We start from the raw sequence: 24,430 nt of genomic DNA, 5'->3' as shown, positions 1-24,430 counted from the left end.
TACCGGAATATTATAAACTCGTTAGAATTATTCAGTCAGACCTTTTACAACTGTTACCAGTTTGTCAAAATTCAACGGCTTCATGAGCGCGTCGTTGAAACCGGCATTTTTGAAATCCTCTTCGGTATAGTTTTTAGCGTTTCCGGTAATAGCTACGGCCGGAATATCCGCCTTTTTCTTGTCACTCAATTCACGAATAGCCTTGATACACTCCATTCCGTCCATTATTGGCATGTTGATATCAAGAAGAAGTATGTCAAAGTCTTCTTTATCAAGCAATTGCATCACTTGTTCACCGTTTTTTACTGAGGTTATTTCAAAATTCTGAAACTCAAGAATTTTTTTGGCCAGGTTCAAAATAACTGAACTGTCTTCGGCTATTAGCACTCGTTTTGTAGATGGCATAGGAATTTCTTAGTTTGGTCTCTGCTATTTTGGTGTAAAGATAAGGAAAGAAGATTTTTAACAAAACCAAATTTTATTAAAGCCTGATAAAATATGTATTTTTGCAAAAATATAGTTTTTGCATTTCATTCTGAACCCCGACCATACAGGCTTGAATAGAATCTTACAACCCGGAAAAAAGATATACTTTGCTTCTGATTTTCATCTTGGAGCGCCCTCTCATCAGGATAGCCTGACCCGGGAAAAACTTCTGCTTGCCTGGCTGGAGCGTATCAGGCATGACGCCGGAGTTATTTTTCTGGTAGGCGATTTGTTCGATTTCTGGTTTGAGTACAAACGTGTGGTACCCAAAGGGTATGTACGTTTTTTGGGCAAGCTGGCCGAACTTTCTGATGCCGGTATTGAAATTATTGTTTTTCTGGGCAACCGCGATATGTGGATGACCGATTATTTTGAAACCGAACTGAACATACAGACCATCAGAAGACCCCGCACTTTTGTTTTTAACGATAAGAAGTTTCTGATTGGGCATGGCGACGGCCTGGGCAAAGGCGACTACGGCTATAAAGTGCTACAGGTTATTTTTGAAGGAAAACTGCCACGCTTTTTATTTAATTACATTATGCCGGCTAATCTGGGTATGTATCTGGGGTATATCTGGACCAAGTTCAGCTGGCGCAAAAAAAGAAAGCCGGAGCAATACCTGGGCGACGACAAAGAACATCTGGTGGGGTACTCAAAAGCAGTAGAAGCAAAAGAGCATCATGATTTTTATATTTATGGACACAGGCATACTATGGCAGACGTACAACTGACCCCAACCGCCAGATACATAAATCTGGGAGACTGGATATGGTATAACAGCTACGCTGTATTTGATGGCAATGATGTAACGCTGACACAGTTTAAGCCAAAGGACTGAATAAGTGCGAAAGATAAAAAGCAAATCCCCGAAAGATAGCCAGGCATTCTTCGGGGATTTGCTTTTTAGTGTTTTTCAGCCTTCGGTTTAGAAAATGTCTTTCAAACGAGGCAACTCAAGGTCTTTCTGAGATATATTCGGGTTTTCAATGCCCCAGTCAATGCCCAGTTCAGGGTCGTTCCAGATAATCCCTCCTTCAGAGGTTTTATTATAGAAATTTGTACATTTATAGGTAAAAAGGCAGGGTTCAAGCGCCAGAAAACCATGCGCAAATCCGGCTGGAATATACACCATGTTTTGCAAGGCAGAATCGAGAAGAAATTTCTGATGCTTGCCAAAGGTAGGGGAGCCGGGGCGTAAATCAACTGCCACATCAAGCGCTTTGCCTGTAATTACTCTTACCAGCTTGCCTTGCGCGTAGGGTTCTTTCTGAAAATGCAATCCTCTTAAAACACCGGCCGTTGAAGATGACTGATTGTCTTGCACGAAATCAAATGGAATGCCGTTATCGGCAAAGTTTTTTTTATGATACGACTCTAAAAAGTAGCCCCTTTCGTCGCCAAAAATACGGGGATAAATTTCTATTAAACCTTCAATAAAAGTATGTTTGAACTCCATTATAAATTATGTTCGTGTTTTAATTAGGTTCGCGCGGTTGTTGCAGGTAGTTACAAAGCCGTAAACTGAATAATTTATGCAAAAATAATATTTCCTGAATAAATTCTATTCTGTTTTGTATTAAATCAGCAGAATTACGGAAATTTGAGAAAATTTTTTAAAAATGACAAAAAAAGAGCTTTTCGACCAGATTCTTCAGAAGAAATCCTATTTATGTGTGGGGCTTGATACCGACTTGAAGAAGATTCCGGCGCATTTGTTAAAAACCAATGACCCTGTTTTTGAATTTAACCGCCAGATAATAGACGCAACTGCCCGCTACGCCGTAGCATATAAACCCAATATTGCTTTTTACGAGGCTATGGGCGTGAAAGGATGGGAGAGTCTGCAAAAAACGATGGAGTATATACCGAAAGAATGTTTTACCATTGCAGACGCCAAACGGGGCGATATTGGTAATACATCTGAGTTGTATGCCCGCACTTTTTTTGATAAAAGTTCGTCTGGTTTTGATTTTGACTCGGTAACCGTAGCGCCTTACATGGGGCGCGACTCCGTGCAGCCATTTCTGGCGTTTCCGGGTAAGTGGGTTATTCTGCTGGCATTAACGTCTAATGTAGGTAGCAATGATTTTCAGCACCTGACAGTGGAAGCAGGCGGCACGCGCAAGGCTTTGTTTGAACGTGTATTGGAGAAGTCGCAGGAGTGGGGCAATAGTGACGCCATGATGTATGTAGTAGGGGCAACCCAGGCTGATAAACTGGCCGAAATACGTAAAATTGTGCCAGAACACTTTCTGCTGGTGCCGGGTGTAGGTGCGCAGGGCGGTAGCCTGGAAGAAGTGTCGCGCTATGGTATGAATAGCCAGTGCGGGCTATTGGTCAATTCGGCCAGGGCCATTATTTATGCCTCAGACGGAACTGATTTTGCCGATGTTGCGGCACTTGAGGCCAGAAAAGTACAACAGGAAATGGAGCAGTATCTAAATGAATTAATCTGATATATTGGGTCTTGTTTTTCAAAAAAAACCATGACAGAATCGTTTATTCACTACCTGTGGCAATTTCAACAATTTAAGACTTCTTTGCTGCTGACAACCAAAGATGAACCGCTGAAGGTGCTAAAAACCGGCATGTTGAACACAGATGCCGGGCCGGATTTTCTGCAGGCAAGGGTGCTGATTGGTGAAATTGAATGGGCCGGCAATGTAGAAATGCATCTGCGGGCATCTGACTGGAACATTCACCAGCATCAGTCAGATAAGGCCTATAATAACGTAATTCTGCATGTGGTATGGGAAAGCGACAAGCCCATTTTAAGAGCCGACGGCAGCGAAATACCCACGCTTGAACTGAAAGCCATTACCGATAGCGCATTGTTAAACAGGTACCAGTTGCTGCTGAGCAATAAAAGTGTAATACCCTGCGCGGGGCAGTTTGCAGGGGTTTCTGACCTGGCTAAAATTACCACTTTCGACAAAGCCCTTACCAGACGGCTGATGCAAAAAGCCAAAGGTATTGAGGAATTGCTTGACCAGAACAACGGCGACTGGGAAGAAACTACCTACCAGCTACTGGCTAAAAACTTTGGTTTCAAGCTAAACTCAGAGGCTTTTCTAAGGCTGGCACAAAACCTGCCCCTGAAGGTGCTCCGGAAACACCGCGATAACTTGCTACAGATTGAAGCCATGCTTTTTGGGCAGGCCGGGCTTTTGGTAGAGGTAGACGAATACTCTGAAAAACTTACCCGCGAGTTTGATTTCTTTGCCGCCAAGTTTTCTTTAAAAGAACAACAGTTGCAGGCGCATGAATGGAAATTGCTTCGAACCAGACCTGCCAATTTCCCCACCATCAGAATTGCTCAACTTGCAAAGCTCATTACCAGCCAGCAAAGTTTTTTCTCTTTGTTTACTCAAACCGGGTCTGTAGATGAATTGAGAAAGGCTTTACAGGTAGAGCAGTCGGCCTACTGGCAAGATCACTATCATTTCAGTAAAAAAGCCGCACGCCGTAACAATGGCTTAGGCAAGGGCTCGGTAGATATACTGCTCATCAATACGGTTATACCCCTGCTGGCGTGTTATGCGCAAAAAACCGATAATCAGGCATATATGGATAGGGCCGTGGCTTTTCTGGAGTCGTTTCCGGCTGAAAGTAATCACATTATTGATATGTGGAAACAACTGGGCCAAAGCATTACAACTGCTTTTGATGCCCAGGCGGGTATTGAACTTTATAATCATTTCTGTACCCAAAAGAGATGCCTGCAATGCCATGTAGGTATAGAAATACTAAAGCGCTAACAAGCTTACGGGGTGTATTCTGTTTGCAAAGCTGCTCTCATTTCCTCTTTATTTTTTACAGGGCGCAGGTTTAACCGTTCTCCTTCGACCAGCATAAAATCATAAGCCGTGTCAAATTCATTTATGACGGTTCCTTCCAGAATGGCCTCTCTGATAGCCACTTTTATAAGACCCACTTCGCGTGAGGGCTTCAGATCAAACACTTCCATAATTATTTCACCGGTAATAACCGGCTGAAAATTACGAAGTTTGTCTTTGGCTTCCAGTTCAATTAACGATTCCTCCACCTTGTCGAAATTGCCCAGATACCGGCGTACACGGTTGGGGTCTTTAGAAGTAATATCTGCCCGGCACAAAATCATCAAGGCTTCTATGTCGTCGCCTGCTTCAAATAAAAGTCGCCTTAAGGCAGAGTCTGTAACGCCATCTTTGGCCAGCGCAATAGGGCGCAGGTGTAGCCGTACCAGCTTTTTTACCATTTTCATTTTGGCATCCAGCGGCAGTTTCAGCTTTCGGAAAATACCCGGGGTCATTTTTGAACCCAGCTCTTCATGCCCGTGGAAGGTCCAGCCCACTTTGGGGTGAAAGCGTTTGGTAGCCGGTTTGGCAATATCGTGCAGAATAGCAGCCCAGCGCAACCACAAATCATTCGATTTTACGGCCACGTTATCCAACACCTGCAGCGTATGGTAAAAATTATCTTTATGCCCTTTGCCGTCTTGCGTTTCAACCCCTTGCAACTCGCAGAATTCGGGGAATATTATCTGCAAAAGGCCTGCATAAAACAGCAGCTTAAAGCCGTAAGACGGCGTTTTAGACAGTACAATCTTGTTGAGTTCGTCGGTGATACGCTCTTGCGAAACAATACTGATGCGGTCTTTCATGGCCGCAATGGCATCAAAGGTGCTGCCTTCAATGTCAAAACCCAGTTGAGAAGCAAAGCGGATGGCACGCATCATGCGCAGGGGGTCGTCAGAGAAAGTTACTTCGGGGTTAAGGGGCGTACGGATATTTTTCTTTCTGATGTCTTCTACACCACCAAAAGGGTCTATCAGTTGCCCGAAGTCCTTCTTGTTTAATGATATGCCCAGTGCGTTGATGGTAAAGTCGCGGCGGTTCTGATCGTCTTCCAGCGTTCCGTCTTCTACGGCAGGCTTGCGTGAGTCGGCACTGTAAGATTCTTTTCTGGCGCCAACAAACTCAATTTCAAGGTCGTTTAATCTGATTTGTGCCGTGCCGAAATGCTTGAAATAATTAACGTGGATATTATCTCCTAATTTAGAGGCCACTCTTTCTGCCAGACCTATTCCGCTACCCAGGCAAACCACATCTATATCTTTATTGGGGCGGTTCAATATCAAATCGCGCACGTATCCGCCAATCACGTATGCATCCAGCCCTAACTCGGTGGCCGCCTGTGCAATGGTTTCAAAAATGGGTTCGTTTGATATATGCTCTTTAAAATTCATATTCATTATGTCTTTCCGGGCAATAAACGCCGAAAATTAATCAGGACGGCAATTTATCGAAGAAATTTTAAATGGACACCGAAAAACTGACATAATTTGAGCAATGCACTATGGGGCAGCGGGCTTCTCCTTTACTATTTTGCTCACAAACTGGTTGCCTTTCAGGTAGAATCGGTAGAGCAAATCGGCTCCCTGGGTAATACCAATGCGTGTGGTGGTTACAATTTCAGGGTTTTCATCTTTGGGCGGCAGGCAATAAAAATGTTGGCTGTAAACGGGTAAAAAATTAAAGTCGCGGTTAATACCCATAGCCGTTACCAGCTTGCCCGGGCCGCTGCAAAGGTTTTTCAGTTGGGTGGTTCCTCTTCTTTGCTGCATCAGTTCTATTCCATCCACAGGCTCAAGCGCTCTGATTAACACCGCTTCGCCGGTGTCTTTTTGGCCACTTACAATATTAAAACAATGGTAAACACCATAAATAAAATAGACGTAGGATATACCCGGTTTTTCAAACATGGCCGCATTTCTGGGGGTTTTCTTCCGGTAGGCGTGGCAGGCGGGGTCGTTTTGCAGATAGGCCTCTGTCTCTACAATGACGCCCGCTGTGAGGCCTTCAGGGCTGTTGTGCACCAATGTGCAGCCAAGCAGATGACGAGCCAGCGAGAGGGTGTCATATTTTTCGAAAAATTCTTTGGGAAGAATGTCCTGCATCAGTACTTTTGGCAAAATAATACCTTCAAATGTATAAAAAAATCCTTGGCCTTTTACTGTTTACACAGATTTGCTACGCACAGAAAGACTCTCTTAACCTAAATGCAACCCCCTGGAAAACCCTGAATTTAGGCTTTGGCGTTGTCTGGAAAAACTACCATTTTAATGATAAAAACCTGATGGGCACCAGCCAGATGATAAACGTGCTGGAAAGTAAACAGAAAAATAAGAAGGTCAGGTTTGGTTTTGTGGCCGCAGATGAAAAAAAGACGGATACCACCGCCAGACGATTGCTTTTACCTACCAGCCAGCTGGCAGCAAAAAGCGGAGCATTGGCAGCAGTAAACGCCGGATTCTTTGATATGAAAAACGGGGGCGCAGTTGATTACCTGAAAATTGATGGCCGTGTAATAGACACCACCCGGGTGGCCAATGTGGCACGTTTGCCCAGAAATGTGATTGCGGCGGTTGTTATTCATCGTAACCGTGTGAAAATTCTGAAAGGTGGGCTTACACCGGGTTGGGAGAAAAGCCTGCCTGCTGAAAATGTGCTGCTAACCGGCCCTTTATTATTAGCTGATGGCGAAGCCGTAAAACTGGAGAAAACATCTTTTAACGACAACCGCCACCCCAGAACCTGCGCCTGTATAACCACCGATAAGAAGTTACTTTTAATAACCGTTGATGGCCGCAGCAAGGAGTCGCACGGTATGACGCTCCACGAATTAACGGCTCTTACCAAAGCATTAAAATGCAAGGATGCTGTCAATTTTGACGGGGGAGGTTCTACTACCATGTATATTGAGGGGCAACCTGAAAACGGTGTTGTTAATTACCCGTCTGACAATAAAATATTTGACCATGCCGGAGAACGGTCTGTAAGTAATATTTTCGTAATTTTGAAGAAGTGAGGCGGCATTAAAAACCGCTGAATCAGGTAGAGCCGCATGGCATGTGGCTCATGTTTGAACCCGGAATTACCGAATTTACCGTAGCAGTTCAGAATTTTGAACCTACAACGTTTGACAATTTACATTTTTATAATTGCATTTTGAACAATATACAATATAAATACCGCCCCGATAACCTGACGGAGTCAGAGCCCAATAAGTATAAGCCTGAAAACCTGAAGTCGGAAGAGATGATTCTGAATCTGGGGCCTCAGCACCCGTCAACGCACGGAGTGCTAAGGCTGGAGGTGGTTACTGATGGCGAGATTGTGGTTGACGTAATACCTCACCTGGGGTATCTGCACCGTTGTTTTGAAAAACACGCGCAGAGCTTACCGTTTAATCAGACTATTCCATTTGTAGACCGCCTTGATTACCTGGGCGCAATGAACAGCGAACACGCCTATGTAATGGGTGTTGAAAAAATGCTGGGCATAGATAAAGACATTCCCAAACGGGTAGAGTACATCAGGGTGCTGGTGGCTGAGCTGAACCGCATAGCCTCGCACTTTATTGCTATTGGCACTTATGCGCTCGATATAGGCGCTTATACTCCTTTCTTGTGGTTGTTCCGTGACCGTGAACACATCTTGCGTATGCTTGAATGGACCTGCGGCGCACGTATGTTATATAATTATATATGGGTAGGAGGCTTGTTTTATGACCTGCCCGTTGGTTTTGAAGACCGTTGCCTGTCTTTGATAAAATACCTGAAACCCAAGCTGGTTGAGTTGCAGCAACTCGTAATAGACAACCACATTTTTATTAACCGTACTGCTAACGTAGCAGTTTTGCCGCTGCCTGTGGCTATTAATTACGGCTGCACAGGGCCGGTGCTGAGGGGCTCGGGTCTGAGGTGGGATTTACGCAAGGTGGATGGCTACTCTGTGTATCCGGAAATTGATTTTGATGTACCCATTGGCAAAGGGCTGGTTGGCAAAGTGGGCGACTGCTGGGACAGAAACTATGTTCGGGTGTTGGAGTGCCACGAGTCTATCAGAATCATTGAGCAATGTCTGGAGAAACTCACCAAAGAATATAACCGCACGCCGGAGTTTGACCCTCAGGCTGTGGTGCCAAAGAAGATTCGCCCTCAGAAAATGGATTTTTACGCCCGCGCCGAAAGTACCAAAGGCGAGCTGGGTTTCTATTTTAGAACTGATGGCCGGTCTGATGTTCCTTTGAGGGTAAAGGCGCGCGCCTGTTCGTTTAACAACCTTTCTGTACTGCCCGAGATTTCGCGCGGGGGCATGATTGCCGACCTGATAGCCGCTATCGGCTCTATTGATATTGTTATGGGTGAAGTTGACCGTTAAGCCAGGCTTTGGTTTTACGAATAATTACGGCACCCACCGCGGCCAGAAACTTGCCCCGGGGTACTGAGTTCATTATCTGTAACTCTTCTGCCAAAGTGGTGTGGCCATCTAAAAAGCTAAAAACGCGGGCCGGAGGGTTTTTGCGGTAAAGCATGGCAAAAATGTCGGCAGCGCTATGCCGTTTTTGTTCCAGCACATTCAGAAGTACCGAGGCATAGAACCGGAAGCGGTTGTCGAAAATACTTGCTTCTATTTTAGGTGAACCCGTCTGCTCAAGGTTTTCAACCAGCTTCTTTAGTTTTCTTTGCGTATTGGCAAAGGTGTATCCGGTGGCAGGGTTGGTATATCCGCCTGCGGTGCCAATTCTTACCACACGTGGGCTTGGGCGTTCGGTAGTGGGTACGTCGCTCATGGGTATCACACCAAACTCTTCTTCCAGAATCTGATAATCCTGCAATTGCAAATCGTTATTCAGATAATCTCTTAAGGCTGCATCATAATCGTCAGATGGTAGGAGTGTTTCACTGAAAATGGTGTATTCAACCAAAGCAGTATGGGCATCTAATGGCAGCAAATACATAAACCGGCAATCTTGCTTCTGATCAATATTGAAATTCATCAGTACTGGCACATCCGGGTTGAAGGCAGCTTGGGCTGTTTTAACTACGTATCCTTTAAAATGCTGCAGCAGATTGTGGTTAAGTGGCTGGGTAAGGTTAAGTTGATAGGTGCTGTCAAATACCAGAGCAGCTTCATAGGCCTGTCCGTCGGTGGTTTCTACCACTACACTATTTGCATTATCTTTTATGCTGTTTACGCTATCTTTCAGCCATTCAATTGGTTGATGCCTTTGAAGGTCGGCTTTTACAAAATCATAAAAATCTTTTCCGCGCAGCAACTTATACTGATAGCCGCCCATATCTAACATCTGTTTGTTGCCGTAGGCATCAATCAGCTGTACATTCTCCCATTTTTTTATCAAAACAGATTCAAACGTGTTTATGCCTCGTTCCCAGAATGCCCAGGTGCGGTCGTTCGTGTTTTTCTCCTGTGGCTCAATTATCAGCACAGATTTATCGGCCAGCTTACTGTTTTTTAGATAGTAAGCCAGCGAAAGCCCGGCCATGCCGCCACCACAGATAATGTAGTCGTAGTGTTTCATGGGATGAATGCCTGCTAAACAGGATAGTAAAGTTAATGAGAACTTTACAGGCGTCATTAACCACCTCCCCCTAAAATAAGCGATTATCATTGCCTAGTTTAGGGTACTCCTACTTGAAAAGGAGGGGAGATTGTTTTGATGATATATATGTATGTAAACCTACAGAAAAGCCCCGATTTATATGAATTGGGGCTTTTCTGAAATATCTTATTTATCAATACTACACATGTACGTGGCGCTCGGCATGGTAACTTGAACGCACCAGCGGCCCCGATTCAACGTATTTTATACCCCGTTTCAGGCCTTCTTCTTTATACATGGCAAAGGTATCCGGGTGTATAAACTCAATTACTTCATGGTGCATCTTGGTAGGTTGCAGGTACTGGCCCAGAGTCAGAATATCCAGCCCGTTTTCTGCCAGGTCGTCCATTGCTTGAAAGACTTCGTCTCTGGTTTCGCCCAGCCCCAGCATAATGCCAGACTTGGTGCGCTTGCCATACTCTTTGGTTCGGCGTGTTTGTTCAAGGCTTCGTGCATATTTGGCCTGCGGGCGTACATTACGATACAGGCGTTCAACGGTTTCCATGTTATGTGAAACAACCTCCTGCCCGGCTGATATCATTCTATACAATGCCTCCCAGTTACTTTTAGTATCAGGTATCAGCGTCTCAATGGTGGTTTGCGGTGAGGTTTCTTTCACTGCTCTTACGGTCTGATACCAGATTTCGGCACCTTTATCTTTTAACTCATCACGGTTGACCGACGTAAGCACAGCATGCTTTACCTGCATCAGCTTAATGGCTTCCGCAACGCGGCGGGGTTCGTCGGTATCGTATTCGTTGGGCCTGCCGGTGGCTACGGCACAAAACGTACAACTACGCGTACAAACATTGCCCAGAATCATAAAAGTGGCTGTTCCTTCTCCCCAGCATTCGCCCATATTGGGGCAATTGCCCGACTGGCAGATGGTGTGCAGCTTATGCTCATCAACTAAACTACGTACTTTTTTAAAATTGTCGCCTATAGGTAACTTTACCCTCAACCAATCGGGGCGGCGTGTTCGTTGTTCGGTGAGTACAACGGGTGTATCTGTCATAATCTTTTCTGCTAATAGTTTGAGGCAACGGCCCTACAAGGTACAAAAGTATAAGTTTTCATACTTCTGTAAAACATTTTAATGCAGATTACTTGGTTTTACTTTGTTTTTTGCTGCCAAAATAAATGGTCAGGTAGCCTGCAGTATAGAAACGCGAATTGGTGGTTAATTGGTTCGACATAATTTCAGGTGTTTTACTGAAATACTCTGCCGTAAGGCCAACTTCAAAGCCTGTCATGTTGTTGCCAAAAGTATTGATATCTATATTGGCGGCCAGCTTGGCATGGGCACCCGGTATAACTTTCATACTGGTAAACAAGCCCTGCCAGATACCCGCAGACCCCTGAATACGGTTAAAGTCTGTATGAATGTTGGGGTCAAACTGAACCACATCTACAGCGCCTTTGCCGTCTCGGTCATATTTAATATAATAGGGTTTTTGTAAGCCCAACGATGGGCCAACGGCTGCAATTACACTTATGCCAATGCCGTCTTCACCGTTTTTTCTGAAGTAAACTATCTCACGGCCATATTGCGGGCGAAGCGAGAATAAATAGTTGGTTTTGCCATAAATAATACGGTTGGCAATGATGGTGGGTTCAGACCGCTCTTTGTTGTTTTTGATATTGACCGCCTCAAAGGCAATGTACTGATGAACCGGGTTCCATTTATAAGTACCTATAGATTTAGAGTGCCGCACAACAAAGCCCCCCAGCAGGCCGGAGTTGGTGTTGGTAGTTAAACCATAAGCCAGCATTTTATAGTCTTCTTTTTTACGCTCTGTTTTTTTAGAATCAGGTTTATTTACAACAGGCGGTGGTGGGGTAGAAGACCTTCTTTGCGCAAAACCGCCTGAAAAAACAAGCAAAAGCGCCAAACTTAGTACACCTATTTTCACGGGCGAAAAATTTATGATTCTGTTACTACCATTGACAATATCTAAATGTAGATTTTTTTCTACTGATAGCAACATTAAATTATTTTAAATTGTTTACCGAAACGGTTTTTTTGCAAAATACTTATTTTAAACGTAAATTTGGTTAGCATTATTCAAGAAAATGCCACAAATTCTAAAAATTTCTTTTTAAAAAATGCCGACTTCAAAAATTACTTACCTTGGCGAGCTTCGTACGGAAGCCGTACACCTTCAATCGGGCACACAAATAGTAACAGACGCCCCGGTTGATAATCATGGAAAAGGAGAAGCTTTTTCGCCTACCGATCTCACCGCAACCTCATTAGGCAGTTGTGCCATGACCATCATGGGCATAACGGCCCGCCGCGATGAAATTGATTTCACGGGTTCAACTATTGAAGTGACGAAAATTATGTCGGCAGAGTTGCCTCGCAGAATAGTAAAAATTGAGGTGAATTTTAACATGCAAACACCTGAAGAACTAAGCGAAGAAGTAAAGCACAAGTATATCCGTGTGGCGCATACCTGCCCTGTGGCTCTGAGCCTGCACCCTGATATTGCGCAGGTATTTAACTTTAACTGGCACGTTGCCGAAACCGTTTAAATGATATTCCCGGGGGATACGCCGTGTGTCCCCCGGGTTGTATGTATTTAAGATACCTGGTTTACAAGCTCATCAAACCGGATGTCGAAATGAGAAGCATCATAAACGCACGCTCCGTTTTTAATCAATAATACCTGTGGCGACTGATGCTCAACGGCAAAATCCTGCGCTATTTTGTTAGAGATTCCCCTGAACTGCAGCAGGTCAAGATAATAAGGTTCTATGCCCCGGGCTTTGGTAGTGTCCCAGGCGCGTTCCATTCTGCCAAGCGATGCCGCACTTATTGAACACGTAGTGCTATGTTTGAATACTAATACCGGATGCTGAAAAGATTTTTGTCTGATTTCCTCAATCTGCAATTCGTTATTGATGGTCTGCCAGTTCATGCGCGTTTACTTTGTTTATTTATGCTTTAAACCAAAAGCTAAACTTAAAAGTTTCGGCAGCAACAGAGAAAACAGCAGGCTTTAATGCCGGTTACTACGATAAAGGAGGCTGATTTGATACCGCAGATTAATGAATTTGAGCGACACCATACGTGCCATGTGAGACCGGGAAATGAATTTTATAAATTTTGAAATAAAACCCGGATAATTGGGTGTTGTGGTTTTATCGTTCTGGTTAAGGGCCACCGCCAGCGTGATTGAATAATAGGCCAGCGCATTGGTTACATCCATCAGGGCATGAATGGTCTTGTCTTGATTAATAAAATAAAACTCGCTGTAGAGAATATCTTTCACCAGAATAATGGTAACACCAGTTACCCCAACCCAGTAACTTTTTTTGTTTACAGGCCTGAAATAACCCAATACCAATAAAACAAACAATTCAAAAGCGTATAAAACCGTTACAAGAAAAACGGTGTCTGGTATTACTTTCAGTAGAACGAAACCGAAAAAAAAGAAAACAAAACTGGCAGGGAAAGCCAGCTTTAAACTGTTTTTCCATTGAAGGTTGTAAACACGGGTGCCTTCTTTCTGAAAAATTATTATATAAACCAAGTGCACAATGCAGGCGAGTGAAATCTGGATTAGTTCGCCATTGCCGTGGTAGTTGAGGTAAATGGAGAGGTCGCTGAAGGCGCCTATAAAACAGGCAAAGTACATGAGTTTGTCGATACTGGCAAACGCCCATTTTCTGGCAAATCCATAGTACACTCCCAGCAGTGGCATTAACATTGTTGCCCCTATCAGCAGTGCGGTACGGCTATCATTCAGAAAGACGTAAATATTGAATATTACCAGTATCGCCAGTAATACAGTAATAACTCTCTGCATGAGTTAATTAATCGAAGTTCGGTTTGGACTTAACTAAATTGAGAACAAAGCTATTAAAAAGTTCTTGAAATTTCCCTGATTCGGGTCGGGTATCTCAATAATTTTAATTTTTTATTTTTTGAGCATTCGGGTGCTTTCAGGGGGGTAAGGCTGCCAAAAAACCCTTGAATGCTGATATTTCAGAAGATTTCGGGCATAGCAAATTACTGATAATATCCGATTTCTTACCGTTTATCTTTAAATTCTTACCATTTGTCGGTAAAGTCAGTATTTACACAAAAATGCTTCGTTCTTTGATAATTTATATCATTTATGTTTAACCCTCTTTTTTAACTATTAGCCATTCTAAAACAAAATCAATTATGAAAGAATTGCCAAAACAAATGTCGTATGTTAATGATGTATTCAGTTCAGCACGCGACCTTGGTCTTATCCAGGTAAGAGCTCAGCAGGGCGATCAGCCCGGCCGTTCTATTTCGCTGAACGGAAAATCTTACACCAGTTTCATGTCTAACAATTATCTTGCCTTTGAAAACGATGAGCGGGTAAAGGAAGCGGCCATTGAGGGCATCAGAAAGTACGGCATGCAAACTTCTATTTCCAGAATGTATATGTCTTTTGACCACTACCTGGAGCTGGAAGAAAAGCTGGAAAAGATTTTTGGCTTACCTACATTTCTTTCGTCTTGCACTACTTTAGGGCACTTCGCCTACCTGCCTGTAATCATAGGCAAAAATGATGCCGTAATTCTCGACCAGTTCGTACATGAGAGTGTTCAGTTGGCTGCCAACACTTTAAAAGCCGACGGCTACCATGTAGAAGTGATCAAGCACAGCCAGATGGATATGCTTGAAAGAAGAATTAAAATGCTGAGCGAAAAGTTTGATAATGTCTGGTACCTGGCCGACAGCGTTTACTCTATGCACGGCGACCTGGCACCATTGAAAGACGTGGAAACACTTCTGAACGCGTATGATAAATTTAAGGTGTACATTGATGATGCCCACGGCATGAGCTGGATTGGTCAGAACGGCAAAGGCTATGCCCTGCATAACATACCACGGCATGAGAAAATGTATGTCATTACGTCGCTCAACAAAGGCTTTGGCGCCTTCAGCTCGGCACTGATATTCCCGAATCAGCTAACCAAACAAACCGTTTATAATTGTGGCGGTGCATTGCGTTTCTCGGCACCTACTTTGCATGCCGGTATAACGGCGGCATCGTGCATTGCAGATATTCATTTGTCTGACGAGATATACGAACGACAAATGCGCCTTAACGAACTCATTACTGTATTTAAACAAAAGGCACAGGCCCTGAACCTGCCAATTGTTAATTATTCGCACACACCACAGTTCTTTTTAGGCCTGGGTAGTGTAGAATTACTGATACGGTTCTCGCAGTTTTTAATGAGCAAAGAATTCCTTCTTAGCCCATCAACTGTTCCGGCGGTGCCTGTAAAACACTCAGGTTTCCGTATTTCACTGAGCCTTTACCAGACAGTGGAAGACGTTACAAACCTGCTTGACCTGCTGGCCGAGTACATTGAGGTACTCGAAAAAGAAGGTTCTTTTAATAAAGAGCAAGTATTGAAGGGCTTTAAAATGAGAGATAACCAGAATCATCTGGTGTAATGCGTCTTATTAAAATCGGCCTCTGTCATTTAATTAATGGCAGGGGCTTTTTTAATGGTGAATTAGTGAATGAGTGAATGAGTGATTGAGTGATTTAGTGAATGAGTGATTGAGCGAATTAGTGAATGAGTGATTGAGTGAATGAGTGATTGAGTGAATAAATTGTGTAACATAGTGTAATCCTAGAGTACATGGTGGCAATTACCAAGACTTAAAACCAAATTGCCACAATGTACACCAAGTACCCAAATTTGCACAAATATTTTTAATCGTTTATTCATTACTCACTAACTCACTCATTAACTAACTCACTCAATCACTCAATCACTCAATTCTTCTTAGTAAATTAATAAAATCATCTTTAATTTATCCAATTATATAGGCGCGTGATTTCTTTTTTCTTATCTTTAGCATCAGAAACAATCACTTAAGACAAACTATAAGTACTTATGCCTGGTGGCCAGGTGCTTACATTAATAAATGAGCCTTAATACTGATAATATCCGACTGGTTTTCGGACTAAAGCTAAAACAACTGCGAATTGACAAAGGTATGTCGCTTACTGACCTCGCCCAGAAGTCAGGCCTGTCGATGTCCTATATCAATGAAATAGAAAAAGGAAAGAAATATCCGAAGTCTGATAAAATAGTGGCTTTGGCCGATGCCATGGGCGTTGATTACGACAGCCTGGTGTCGCTCAAACTCAACAAAAAACTTGAGCCCATCTCTGAGCTGCTCCACTCTAATTTTCTGACCGAGCTGCCCTTTGAAATTTTTGGTATTTCGCCGGCCGACCTGCTTGAACTGCTCTCAGGGGCGCCAACCAAGCTGAGCGCCTTTATCAGCACTATTATTGAAATAGGCCGCAATTATAACATGACGGTAGAGCAGTTTTATTTTGCCGTTATGCGCTCGTATCAGGAAATGCACGACAACTACTTCCCCGAACTGGAAGAGGTGGTCGACAGGTTTCTGGCCGAAAACCGCATCAGCGCCGACACCCAGATTGATGAGTTTTACCTCTCTAATCTGCTAACTGATAAATACGGCATTGCCATTAAGTACTTCGACGAAGACGACTACCCCCATATCATTAACATCCGCTCGGTATTTTTGCCCAAAACCAATACCCTGCTCATCAATAAACGTATCACGTCTGACCAACGCGCCTTTACCCTGGGCCGCGAGCTGGGCTTTATTTATATGAAGCTCAAAGACCGCCCCTATACGTCGTCTTGGGTAGAGGTGAAGTCGTTTGAAGAGATTCTGAATAACTTCAAGGCCTCTTATTTTGCCGGAGCCATACTGATACGCCGTGAGAAACTGATAGAAAAACTGGAGCAGCTGTTTAACCAGCCAACCTGGAGCAACGCCGCACTGGTAGAAATGGCCGAGCAGTTTCAGGCTACGCCAGAGACACTCTACCACCGCATCAGCAATGTGCTGCCCCGATACTTTGGCATTGACGAGATTTTCTTTCTGCGGTTTGAGGCCCCTACGGGCAAAAAGGAGTATCATCTTACCAAAGAAATGCACCTGGCGCGCAGGCATACACCGCACGAGTCGCAGGAAGAGCATTACTGCCGCCGGTGGGTGTCATTGAATATTCTCGACGACGTGTCAGACCTGCAACAAAAAGGCGAAGTGAAAGAGCCACTGGTAGGGGTGCAGATATCTAACTATGTTGACTCCGGCAGTAAATATCTGGTGATGGCCATGGCGCGCCCGCTGAACATCATTAAGCATACCAACATCAGCGTGTCGGTGGGTTTTGAGATAAACGACAACCTGCGTGCCAAAATGAAATTTTTGGACGACCCGAACATCGTAACCCGCGACGTAAACCAGACCTGCGAACGCTGCAGCCTTTTCGACTGCAAAGAGCGCGTAGCCGCCCCCGTGATACTACAAAAGAAACGCCAGATACAGAACATGAAAGCTGCCCTGAGGGCCATGGAGGGGTGAGGATAGATACCATTTTATTACAAACAGCCTTGTTATGGGGCTGTTTTTTTTGTTTTGGGGGTACCGTTAAAAAAAAATAATATCTTATCAGAGAATAGATAATTGTATTGGATTATACATAGCTAATTTTGGGTTTTATTTCACATTTAATTTTAAATTATTTTGTAGAATTAAAGAAAAAATGCAAAATTCTTAATGTTTATGAATCTTAAAATCATTTTAAATTAAATGGCAAAATTGAAAAGAGAATCTTTTGAATGGGCATTAATCCATTTAACGAGTTTTTATGACAGTGATTTTTATCCATTGCTTTTCGAATTTAAAGCTATTAAGCATGATTGGAACAATATCCTGCCTGTTCTTTTGGAAATAGATATTGACACATATGCACCTAAAATGCCTTTTATTTCTGCTGCACCAAAGTCGGACGGATCTTGTAGAGTTGTTCATCAACTTGACCCAATAGACAGTTTGATTTATACGGCATTAGCGTATGAACACGCTTTAAATATTGAAGCTGCTAGAATACCTGTAGAAAGACACATTGCATTTTCTTATAGAATCAATCCAGATACAAAGGGTTCTTTTTTTGACACTAATAGAAATGGATATGGACTTTTTTTGAATAAAGCGGAGGAATTGGCTGGGGAAAAAAAGGAAGGATATGTTTTAATGACAGATCTTGTCGACTTCTATAATCAAATTTATCTTCATAGGGTTAGCAATATTTTGGAAGAAGCAGGGTCTATAAATTGTAAAGATTTTGAAAAGTTTTTATTAGGACTCAACAATAATATATCAAAAGGTATTCCAGTTGGGCCTGCGCCAAGTATCATAATATCAGAAGCAATCCTGTCAGATATAGATAATAAAATCATTAGACACAATGAGAGCTTTGTGCGATATGCAGATGATATATACATCTTCTTCTCTGATAAAATTGCTGCTCAGAGATTTCTCAGTAACTTAACACTTTACTTGCACTCAAATCATAGATTAGTTCTTTCATCAGAAAAGACAAGAATTATTACGACTGTCGAATTTCTTGAAAAGCATTTGAAAATAGAAGATGTTTTAGAAAAACAAAGACTACACAGCAAATTACGAGAAATCCAATCTGATATATACCCATTACCAGAAAAGCAGCCAGCATTTGAGGAGCTTGATAACAATGAAAAGTTCAAATTGCGGGCGGAGATATATAAGGAATTATTTTTGGAGTCTATTTCTTTCGAGAAAATTGATTTGGGATTAATGCGACATATTCTAAGACAGGCAGGCAATTATAAAATAAGAATAATTATACCTTTGATTTTTAAACATTTTGATACTTTAATTCCTGTCTTACGAGAGATTGTTAGTTTCTTTTTAAAAGTACTTAATGAGAAAACAGCGAAAAGATTTGAGGAAGAATTTTCATTGTTATTAGAAAAACCCTATTTGAGTGATTCTTTTATAAATATTTGGATTTTCACTTTATTCCAAGATGATTCTTTCAATAATACTAATATTAAGATTGATTATAATAAAGTTAACCGAATCAGAGAACGAGCATTAATAGCAAAAAGGTCGCATGACAAAACGTGGGTAAAGGATATAAAAGATGGTATCGATACTCTAGGCCCTTGGGATAAAAGAGCTGTTATTGACTCTGCAATTGTTTTGTCAAAAGACGAATGTTTGCATTGGTTAGGATTAATTGCGTCAAAGGGAGAGCTGGTTGAGAAATCTATATGCGCAAAAGTAATTAGTGATAAAAAGGCTGAATAATTGATGTATATTCAAATACAATTATCATCATAAAATGATTAAGATTTAGTTCAGAGTTGTAGATAAATACAAATTCTAGTGCTTTAAATAGAGTTTAGTTATATGACAGTATTATCTGCATCGAAACGGTGATTGACAAATAGTTAATATAATATTATAATGAAAGAAATTACAAAGGTTAGTTTATCAATAATACAGGAACACGAGGTATCTTGTAATTCAAGTATAACTTTAAATAATCACAACTTGCCGGATTTTTGTCCAATAAATGAAGTTAAATGTTATAGAGTATTACTTGAGGAAGATGATATTAATAGAATTTATCTTTTGTGGGAAGCGGGTTTTAATAATTTAACAAAGAACAATTCTTTTAAACTAGCTGATTTGACTGTTGATGCCCAAGAGTTAGTACGTGTTAAGTCCTTTCTCGATAATAGAATTGATTTACGAACATATGCTAATCTTGAAGTTATTCTTTTTGGTCAAAATTTGGAAGAATCCTCACTAACAGCCACCGATGGCAACCATAGACTAATGTCTCAATTCCTTAGTTATAAAAGTATTGCTGAAGTTCCAGCGTATATCTATACCCATGAAAAAATCAATAATTGGAATTTTATACCGCCTGTGGCTCGTTAAAATAGTTAACATCCTATTAACCAAACACTCTTTTGGCGGAATGTACTTAGCCATTAAAATAACTGCTCTTATGATCATTCATAATAACATCATTTAAAGTTAGCCAATGCAATTATTGATTAAGTAATTTGGCAATTGCTTTATATAAATCAACTCTATATAATCTCCATCCACCAAATAATCCCTATCTTACCCCCCAATTCCAAATCAAAAAAAATGAAAAAACTATCAATACTAGCCCTATTACTAATCTCAAACCAACTACTAGCCCAACTACCTGTAAAATCATTAGCACCGCAAAGCGAGTTGCTGAAAAGCAATGATAAAAAGCTGGCCGCCAACAAAAAACTGGTGTATGATATGTGGCGGGAGTTTCTGGAAGGTGGGCACATGGAAGTAGCTGAAAAATATTTTGCTGAAGATTATATGCAGCATAACCCCAACGCCGCTACGGGCAGAAAGGCGGTGGTAGAATTTTTCTCGAAATTCAAAAAGCCGGAACCCATAGCCGATGCCATTAAGGCGCAGGTGGTGTCAATCGTGGCTGAGGGCGATTTGGTGGTTATCAGTTTTGTAAGAGAATTGCCTGACCCAACCGACAAAACCAAAAAATATACCACAACCTGGTTTGATATGTTCAGAATTGAAAACGGCAAAATAGCCGAACACTGGGATAGCGCCGAGAAATATGCGCCTGCTAAGTAAAGATTATAAGCGTGCTTCCTCCTGTTCGGCTGAATTTCAATTCAGTCGCTGTGTATTGCGTTCTCTGAACGCAAACAACCAAATGATGCTCAAAAAACAACTGCCACACTGACGGATAAAACAATCAGCCAAGCATCTGATTGAAATACTGTTTATTGCCCCCACTGCTGCACAACAATGCCCAATTGTTTGTCGGTAATTGCAAATTCTCTGGCTCCCCAGGGGCGCAGGGTTATCCGGCTCAGGTTAGGGTGCAACAAGTGCGGATGCGAGGCCGAAACCCGGGCATACACTTCTTCTATGTTATCGGTTACCAGTCTGAACTCCGGGTTGTGTTCACGGGCCAAAGCGGCATCCTGAAAAAGATTAATCGTTATATCTCCTTTGGCAAGCACACAAAAAGGCCTTGCGGTTTTCAGTTCATCATGCACAATGCTGAACTGCAGGCAGTCGACAAACGTAACGAGGCCGTCTTTAATATCAACATAAAAAATATTTGGTACCAGCTTGCTGAAATGCATAGTGTAGGTTTGGTTTGTTTATTGGTTTACGGGGGCATCCCGCACGATTAGGGTAATTAACAAATTTAATTTTTTTTACCCAACCGTTCGATAAATAATTGTAAAATTATTGTTTGGTATTGGGTTATAAACCAGATATTTACAGACTGTTAATGCCAATATCGGAAGAATCTTCGGCGCAAGTTTAAAAAAAGCCTTAACTTGCATACTAAATCCAGCTTTCTTAAAGTTTATAACGAAAACCTATAATCTTTTCCCCATGCTACAAACAGTTTTGCTTCAAGTTCCAGACTCAACCTCAACTGCTGCAAGTGCCGAATCAATTAATTATTTAAGCCTCTTATTGAAAGGGGGAGTTGTTGTTTACCCGCTATTGTTTTTGCTTTTTCTGGCCATATTCTTCATTATTGAGCGTTACCTGTTTATCAGAGCTGCCTCTAATATAGATTTTGGCTTTCTACGCACCTTAAAAGATAACGTATTACGCGGCGACCTACGCACCGCTACCACCCTTTGCAAAAGTACTAATCTGCCTATTTCACGTATATTAGAAAAGGGTATTACACGTATAGGCCGCCCTGTGAAAGACATTGAGAGCGCAATGGAGATACAGGGGAACCTGGAAATATCTAAAATGGAAAAAAATATGGGCTTTCTGGGCCTTATTGCCGGGGTTGCGCCTATTCTGGGTTTTATTGGTACCATTTCGGGTATCATCCGTATATTTTATGACATTGCCGCTACCGGAAACTTCACCATCGAGATTATTGCCAATGGATTGTACGAAAAAATGATTTCGTCTTTCACCGGGCTGGTGGTAGGGGTGATAGCCTACGCCGGGTATCATGGTATCAACATGATGATTGATAAATTCAGTATCCACCTGCAGGCAACTGTAATGGATCTGCTCGACACATTGAACGAGCCTGTGAGATAATTTTTCAGCAACCATCAGTTTACCAACATGAAATTAAAACGCCAAAGAAGATTTGAAGCCGAAGTTTCAACCGCATCGCTGAACGATATTATGTTCTTCCTGCTGTTGTTCTTCCTCATTATATCTACGCTGGGGAATCCTAACGTAATTAAACTGCTTTTGCCTAAATCGTCGAAATCCTCGCACGATGTCAGCAAGCAACCGGTTTCGCTTTCTATTACCAAAGATAAGGTGTATTATATTAACAGCACACCGGTGCCTTTTCCGCAACTGGAAGAACGCCTGATAGCTGCCACCGCCAATATGGAAGAACCAACGGTGGTTTTAAGAGCCGAAAGCTCACTTACCGTGCAAGACCTGGTAGATGCCATGTCGCTGGGTGCCAAGCTGAAAATACGCATGGTTCTGGCTACCGAACTGAATAAGTAAATAGAATTATTATAGATGCACCAGGCCACCCATCGGGTGGCCTGGTGGCGTTTAATGGGGTGGGGTTGCACCTTTACTCTGCCAAAACCATTCCTGATTTCGGCGATTTTATGGTGTATTTCAAGCCCACCTTGTATTCTTTGGCAGGTGCCATGGTGAGTGTCCATTTAATTTTTCCGGTTTCTGTATTAACTTCCGCTTCGGGTGCTTCTTTGTCGTCAATGCTTACATCGCGGGTATTTGAGACAGGAAACTGGTCTTCAATCACCAGATTGATGGTTTCGTTTTTGGTGTTGCGCGCTACGATTTCAAAAGCAAACTGCTCAGTTTTATTACTGCCAATAAACTGTTTTTTCTGATAGCTTTTTATTTGTGTTCGGCTTATGATTACATTTTTATCTCGCCCGAACGAAAGGCTCAGGGTATCTTTATTGAATAAGTTCAGGTTCGATTTCCCCACATACGTGTTTTCAATAAACAGACTGGCCTCGCCGGGTAACAGCTTGTATTTCTCCCAGTTAATAATCTGTGCGTTCAGAAACACATCAGTGTCTATTTTCGGGATGCTAAAATGCTGAAAAACCGCCGGAATACTCTCTTCCTTAATTTCCACAGTAATTACCTTGCCGTCTGATGGAACACTGTATGGCACCAGAATATCAAAAGATTGGCTGGTAGGGGCATCTCGTTCAGTAATATCCAGCGGAACGGTTCTTTTTTTGTAGTCATTATTGCCGGCAATTTCCACCCCGGCGGCCCGGCCTGCTGGAGCATAGCCTGTCACAACAGCCTCGTTTAAAGCCTGAACAGACTCATCCATCACTACATCTAATCTGTTAGAAGTTACAGGTCTTTCAAGCCTATAGTAGCCAATATAATCGAAAATTAATGTTACCGATTTGCCATAAAGCTGGGGCGGAATTGTTAACCTGTAATAACCGTTTGCATCAGTTGATGTACTAAGGCTGGTACCTTTCAGGCTAATTTGCACACCGGGCAAAGGTTGTTTGTCGCTTTTTCCGGTTACTTTACCGAACACCTCTGCCTGATTAGCATTGATGCCCTGATTATCAGCCTCCTCCACCTGATTATAATAGTCGCTGTAATCATTTCTTTGGCCTACTGTCCATTTTTGTAGTATGGGTGCCTGCCCACTTTTGAACGGATTAGCCGTTGAAAGGCTCAGCTTTATGTCTTTCCAGTCTTCGCCTGAAAACTGGTACACATTGGCCTTATATGCCATGCGCAGGGGTTGGTTGAGCTTCTCAATTCTGAAATCATAAGTAGGCGCCCAGCCAGCATTTTTTACGAAATAATTTATTGAAACAGGGGCGTTGGTTACAGGTTCTTTTGCGCTGACGGTAACCGAAATTTCTGAAATTAGCGCGTCTTTTCTGGCATTGATTTCTGTAAGTTGCTGGTTAAGTTTTTTCGTTTCTTCTTCCAGTTTCTCTATTTTGTTCTGAAATTCCAGTTTTTTGGTCAGCACCTCCACCATCCGTTGTCGCTGGAAGTCGATACTTTCTTTTAAGTCGGCGGTTTTCATACCTGCCTGGGTGCCACCCACCACCTGATTTTTGAGCAGTATTTCTTCTTCGCGCTGGTAAACCAGCAGGTTGTTTTTTTCAACCGTCATCTTCAATGCAATCTGTTTTTTCTGGGCATCAATTGCATTGATTTCTTCCTGCAGGGGTTTGTCAAGCATATTACCTATTTTATGCGATACCGACAGGATAGTAAACCTGCCCTCGCTCTTCACCTGAATGCTATTGGCGTTGATTTGCGGCGATATACCTTTGAACAGCAGCTCGGTTCTGCCCACAGGCAACGACACTTTTGCAGAACGGCTTACCTGAGCGCCGTTGAGAAAAACCGTCACGTTTTCAACTTTTGAGTGGATAGTGTTGGGTTGTGCCCATAGCCATTGGCTTAATAGGCAAAGCAGGATGATTTTCTTCATAATATTTGTTTTTTTATGATGGATGCAAAGCGGCGTAGGATTCCATAAAAAATGAAAAGTTTTTTTTAAGAACGGGGCAAAAAAAAACAGGGCAAAGCCCTGTCGTATTTTATACAATG

General features: G+C 42.4%; 24 protein-coding genes. 13 read left to right on the top strand and 11 right to left on the bottom strand.

Going from position 1 to position 24,430, the window contains the following annotated elements; all coding sequences use genetic code 11:
• Positions 1–27: 27 nt before the first annotated feature.
• Positions 28–405 carry a response regulator gene (locus NZ848_RS18165; protein ID WP_101725680.1) on the bottom strand — a complete coding sequence of 126 codons (378 nt, stop codon included), beginning with the start codon at positions 403–405 and terminating at the stop codon, positions 28–30.
• Positions 406–556: 151 nt separating this feature from the next.
• Here NZ848_RS18165 and NZ848_RS18160 point away from each other — a divergent pair, with 151 nt between their 5' ends.
• Positions 557–1,327, top strand: a complete 771-nt coding sequence (locus tag NZ848_RS18160; protein ID WP_101725939.1) for a UDP-2,3-diacylglucosamine diphosphatase — start codon at positions 557–559, stop codon at positions 1,325–1,327.
• Positions 1,328–1,414: 87 nt separating this feature from the next.
• On the opposite strand, the gene rfbC is transcribed toward NZ848_RS18160, so the two are convergent.
• Entirely contained in the window at positions 1,415–1,945 is a 531-nt protein-coding gene (gene rfbC, locus NZ848_RS18155) for a dTDP-4-dehydrorhamnose 3,5-epimerase (RefSeq protein ID WP_259016723.1), read from the bottom strand.
• 163 nt (positions 1,946–2,108) lie between these two features.
• Here rfbC and pyrF point away from each other — a divergent pair, with 163 nt between their 5' ends.
• Together pyrF and NZ848_RS18145 are read left to right on the top strand one after the other, a co-directional pair.
• Complete coding sequence (pyrF, locus tag NZ848_RS18150) at positions 2,109–2,945, top strand: orotidine-5'-phosphate decarboxylase (RefSeq protein WP_253526634.1); 837 nt, start codon at positions 2,109–2,111, stop codon at positions 2,943–2,945.
• A gap of 30 nt (positions 2,946–2,975) precedes the next feature.
• On the top strand, positions 2,976–4,247 hold the full coding sequence (locus NZ848_RS18145; RefSeq protein ID WP_259016722.1) for a DUF2851 family protein: 1,272 nt from the start codon (positions 2,976–2,978) through the stop codon (positions 4,245–4,247).
• 5 nt (positions 4,248–4,252) lie between these two features.
• On the opposite strand, the gene NZ848_RS18140 is transcribed toward NZ848_RS18145, so the two are convergent.
• Both NZ848_RS18140 and NZ848_RS18135 read right to left on the bottom strand, forming a co-directional pair.
• The gene (locus NZ848_RS18140) at positions 4,253–5,716 is read right to left on the bottom strand and encodes a CCA tRNA nucleotidyltransferase (protein ID WP_259016720.1); all 1,464 of its coding nucleotides are present in this window, start codon (positions 5,714–5,716) and stop codon (positions 4,253–4,255) included.
• Between the two features lie 108 nt (positions 5,717–5,824).
• Entirely contained in the window at positions 5,825–6,427 is a 603-nt protein-coding gene (locus tag NZ848_RS18135; RefSeq protein WP_259016719.1) for a DNA-3-methyladenine glycosylase, read from the bottom strand.
• Positions 6,428–6,456: 29 nt separating this feature from the next.
• On the opposite strand from NZ848_RS18135, the gene NZ848_RS18130 reads away from it, so the two are divergent.
• Both NZ848_RS18130 and NZ848_RS18125 read left to right on the top strand, forming a co-directional pair.
• Entirely contained in the window at positions 6,457–7,338 is an 882-nt protein-coding gene (locus NZ848_RS18130) for a phosphodiester glycosidase family protein (protein ID WP_259016718.1), read from the top strand.
• Positions 7,339–7,475: 137 nt separating this feature from the next.
• The gene (locus tag NZ848_RS18125) at positions 7,476–8,693 is read left to right on the top strand and encodes an NADH-quinone oxidoreductase subunit D (protein WP_253535591.1); all 1,218 of its coding nucleotides are present in this window, start codon (positions 7,476–7,478) and stop codon (positions 8,691–8,693) included.
• Here the strand turns inward: NZ848_RS18125 and NZ848_RS18120 are convergent.
• The 3 genes from NZ848_RS18120 to NZ848_RS18110 all read right to left on the bottom strand — a co-directional run bounded on the left by NZ848_RS18120 (position 8,671) and on the right by NZ848_RS18110 (position 11,849).
• Positions 8,671–9,855, bottom strand: a complete 1,185-nt coding sequence (locus NZ848_RS18120) for a lycopene cyclase family protein (protein ID WP_259016716.1) — start codon at positions 9,853–9,855, stop codon at positions 8,671–8,673. The genes NZ848_RS18125 and NZ848_RS18120 overlap by 23 nt on opposite strands.
• A 220-nt stretch (positions 9,856–10,075) precedes the next feature.
• Entirely contained in the window at positions 10,076–10,951 is an 876-nt protein-coding gene (gene lipA / locus NZ848_RS18115) for a lipoyl synthase (protein WP_253526615.1), read from the bottom strand.
• Positions 10,952–11,039: 88 nt separating this feature from the next.
• Positions 11,040–11,849: a hypothetical protein gene (locus tag NZ848_RS18110; RefSeq protein WP_259016715.1), complete on the bottom strand. Its 810-nt coding sequence runs from the start codon at positions 11,847–11,849 to the stop codon at positions 11,040–11,042.
• 193 nt (positions 11,850–12,042) lie between these two features.
• Here NZ848_RS18110 and NZ848_RS18105 point away from each other — a divergent pair, with 193 nt between their 5' ends.
• Entirely contained in the window at positions 12,043–12,471 is a 429-nt protein-coding gene (locus NZ848_RS18105) for an OsmC family protein (protein WP_259016714.1), read from the top strand.
• Between the two features lie 47 nt (positions 12,472–12,518).
• Here NZ848_RS18105 and ytxJ read toward each other — a convergent pair whose 3' ends face one another.
• Together ytxJ and NZ848_RS18095 are read right to left on the bottom strand one after the other, a co-directional pair.
• A complete protein-coding gene (ytxJ, locus tag NZ848_RS18100; RefSeq protein ID WP_101725670.1) occupies positions 12,519–12,857 on the bottom strand; it encodes a bacillithiol system redox-active protein YtxJ in 339 nt (112 codons plus the stop codon).
• Between the two features lie 81 nt (positions 12,858–12,938).
• Positions 12,939–13,748 carry a hypothetical protein gene (locus NZ848_RS18095; RefSeq protein WP_253526611.1) on the bottom strand — a complete coding sequence of 270 codons (810 nt, stop codon included), beginning with the start codon at positions 13,746–13,748 and terminating at the stop codon, positions 12,939–12,941.
• Positions 13,749–14,110: 362 nt separating this feature from the next.
• Between NZ848_RS18095 and NZ848_RS18090 the strand changes: the two genes are divergently transcribed.
• The 5 genes from NZ848_RS18090 to NZ848_RS18070 all read left to right on the top strand — a co-directional run bounded on the left by NZ848_RS18090 (position 14,111) and on the right by NZ848_RS18070 (position 20,464).
• On the top strand, positions 14,111–15,385 hold the full coding sequence (locus NZ848_RS18090) for an aminotransferase class I/II-fold pyridoxal phosphate-dependent enzyme (protein ID WP_259016713.1): 1,275 nt from the start codon (positions 14,111–14,113) through the stop codon (positions 15,383–15,385).
• 480 nt (positions 15,386–15,865) lie between these two features.
• A complete protein-coding gene (locus NZ848_RS18085) occupies positions 15,866–17,350 on the top strand; it encodes a helix-turn-helix domain-containing protein (RefSeq protein ID WP_259016712.1) in 1,485 nt (494 codons plus the stop codon).
• Positions 17,351–17,578: 228 nt separating this feature from the next.
• A complete protein-coding gene (locus NZ848_RS18080; protein WP_259016711.1) occupies positions 17,579–19,120 on the top strand; it encodes a reverse transcriptase domain-containing protein in 1,542 nt (513 codons plus the stop codon).
• A gap of 159 nt (positions 19,121–19,279) precedes the next feature.
• Positions 19,280–19,759, top strand: a complete 480-nt coding sequence (locus NZ848_RS18075) for a hypothetical protein (RefSeq protein ID WP_259016710.1) — start codon at positions 19,280–19,282, stop codon at positions 19,757–19,759.
• A 216-nt stretch (positions 19,760–19,975) separates the two neighbouring features.
• A complete protein-coding gene (locus tag NZ848_RS18070; protein WP_259016709.1) occupies positions 19,976–20,464 on the top strand; it encodes a nuclear transport factor 2 family protein in 489 nt (162 codons plus the stop codon).
• 152 nt (positions 20,465–20,616) lie between these two features.
• Here NZ848_RS18070 and NZ848_RS18065 read toward each other — a convergent pair whose 3' ends face one another.
• Positions 20,617–20,985, bottom strand: coding sequence for a hypothetical protein (locus NZ848_RS18065; protein ID WP_259016708.1), 369 nt, complete (start codon positions 20,983–20,985; stop codon positions 20,617–20,619).
• A gap of 259 nt (positions 20,986–21,244) precedes the next feature.
• Here NZ848_RS18065 and NZ848_RS18060 point away from each other — a divergent pair, with 259 nt between their 5' ends.
• Together NZ848_RS18060 and NZ848_RS18055 are read left to right on the top strand one after the other, a co-directional pair.
• Complete coding sequence (locus tag NZ848_RS18060) at positions 21,245–21,922, top strand: MotA/TolQ/ExbB proton channel family protein (protein ID WP_101725663.1); 678 nt, start codon at positions 21,245–21,247, stop codon at positions 21,920–21,922.
• A gap of 27 nt (positions 21,923–21,949) precedes the next feature.
• Positions 21,950–22,351, top strand: coding sequence for an ExbD/TolR family protein (locus tag NZ848_RS18055; protein WP_101725662.1), 402 nt, complete (start codon positions 21,950–21,952; stop codon positions 22,349–22,351).
• 73 nt (positions 22,352–22,424) lie between these two features.
• Here the strand turns inward: NZ848_RS18055 and NZ848_RS18050 are convergent, their stop codons facing one another.
• Positions 22,425–24,311 carry a mucoidy inhibitor MuiA family protein gene (locus NZ848_RS18050; protein ID WP_259016707.1) on the bottom strand — a complete coding sequence of 629 codons (1,887 nt, stop codon included), beginning with the start codon at positions 24,309–24,311 and terminating at the stop codon, positions 22,425–22,427.
• Positions 24,312–24,430 lie beyond the last annotated feature (119 nt).

The organism is Emticicia fluvialis, from assembly GCF_024793945.1.
Classification (GTDB): domain Bacteria; phylum Bacteroidota; class Bacteroidia; order Cytophagales; family Spirosomataceae; genus Emticicia; species Emticicia fluvialis.
Note: the sequence above shows the minus strand (reverse complement) of the source record. Positions and strands in the feature narration are given on the sequence as shown.

Coding starts and splice junctions, on each gene's coding strand:
- NZ848_RS18165 (WP_101725680.1), bottom strand. CDS start 405: ATGCCATCTACAAAACGAGTGCTAATAGCCGAAGACAGTTCAGTTATT.
- rfbC (WP_259016723.1), bottom strand. CDS start 1,945: ATGGAGTTCAAACATACTTTTATTGAAGGTTTAATAGAAATTTATCCC.
- pyrF (WP_253526634.1), top strand. CDS start 2,109: ATGACAAAAAAAGAGCTTTTCGACCAGATTCTTCAGAAGAAATCCTAT.
- NZ848_RS18145 (WP_259016722.1), top strand. CDS start 2,976: ATGACAGAATCGTTTATTCACTACCTGTGGCAATTTCAACAATTTAAG.
- NZ848_RS18140 (WP_259016720.1), bottom strand. CDS start 5,716: ATGAATTTTAAAGAGCATATATCAAACGAACCCATTTTTGAAACCATT.
- NZ848_RS18135 (WP_259016719.1), bottom strand. CDS start 6,427: ATGCAGGACATTCTTCCCAAAGAATTTTTCGAAAAATATGACACCCTC.
- NZ848_RS18130 (WP_259016718.1), top strand. CDS start 6,457: ATGTATAAAAAAATCCTTGGCCTTTTACTGTTTACACAGATTTGCTAC.
- NZ848_RS18120 (WP_259016716.1), bottom strand. CDS start 9,855: ATGAAACACTACGACTACATTATCTGTGGTGGCGGCATGGCCGGGCTT.
- lipA (WP_253526615.1), bottom strand. CDS start 10,951: ATGACAGATACACCCGTTGTACTCACCGAACAACGAACACGCCGCCCC.
- NZ848_RS18105 (WP_259016714.1), top strand. CDS start 12,043: ATGCCGACTTCAAAAATTACTTACCTTGGCGAGCTTCGTACGGAAGCC.
- ytxJ (WP_101725670.1), bottom strand. CDS start 12,857: ATGAACTGGCAGACCATCAATAACGAATTGCAGATTGAGGAAATCAGA.
- NZ848_RS18095 (WP_253526611.1), bottom strand. CDS start 13,748: ATGCAGAGAGTTATTACTGTATTACTGGCGATACTGGTAATATTCAAT.
- NZ848_RS18090 (WP_259016713.1), top strand. CDS start 14,111: ATGAAAGAATTGCCAAAACAAATGTCGTATGTTAATGATGTATTCAGT.
- NZ848_RS18085 (WP_259016712.1), top strand. CDS start 15,866: ATGAGCCTTAATACTGATAATATCCGACTGGTTTTCGGACTAAAGCTA.
- NZ848_RS18080 (WP_259016711.1), top strand. CDS start 17,579: ATGGCAAAATTGAAAAGAGAATCTTTTGAATGGGCATTAATCCATTTA.
- NZ848_RS18075 (WP_259016710.1), top strand. CDS start 19,280: ATGAAAGAAATTACAAAGGTTAGTTTATCAATAATACAGGAACACGAG.
- NZ848_RS18070 (WP_259016709.1), top strand. CDS start 19,976: ATGAAAAAACTATCAATACTAGCCCTATTACTAATCTCAAACCAACTA.
- NZ848_RS18065 (WP_259016708.1), bottom strand. CDS start 20,985: ATGCATTTCAGCAAGCTGGTACCAAATATTTTTTATGTTGATATTAAA.
- NZ848_RS18060 (WP_101725663.1), top strand. CDS start 21,245: ATGCTACAAACAGTTTTGCTTCAAGTTCCAGACTCAACCTCAACTGCT.
- NZ848_RS18055 (WP_101725662.1), top strand. CDS start 21,950: ATGAAATTAAAACGCCAAAGAAGATTTGAAGCCGAAGTTTCAACCGCA.
- NZ848_RS18050 (WP_259016707.1), bottom strand. CDS start 24,311: ATGAAGAAAATCATCCTGCTTTGCCTATTAAGCCAATGGCTATGGGCA.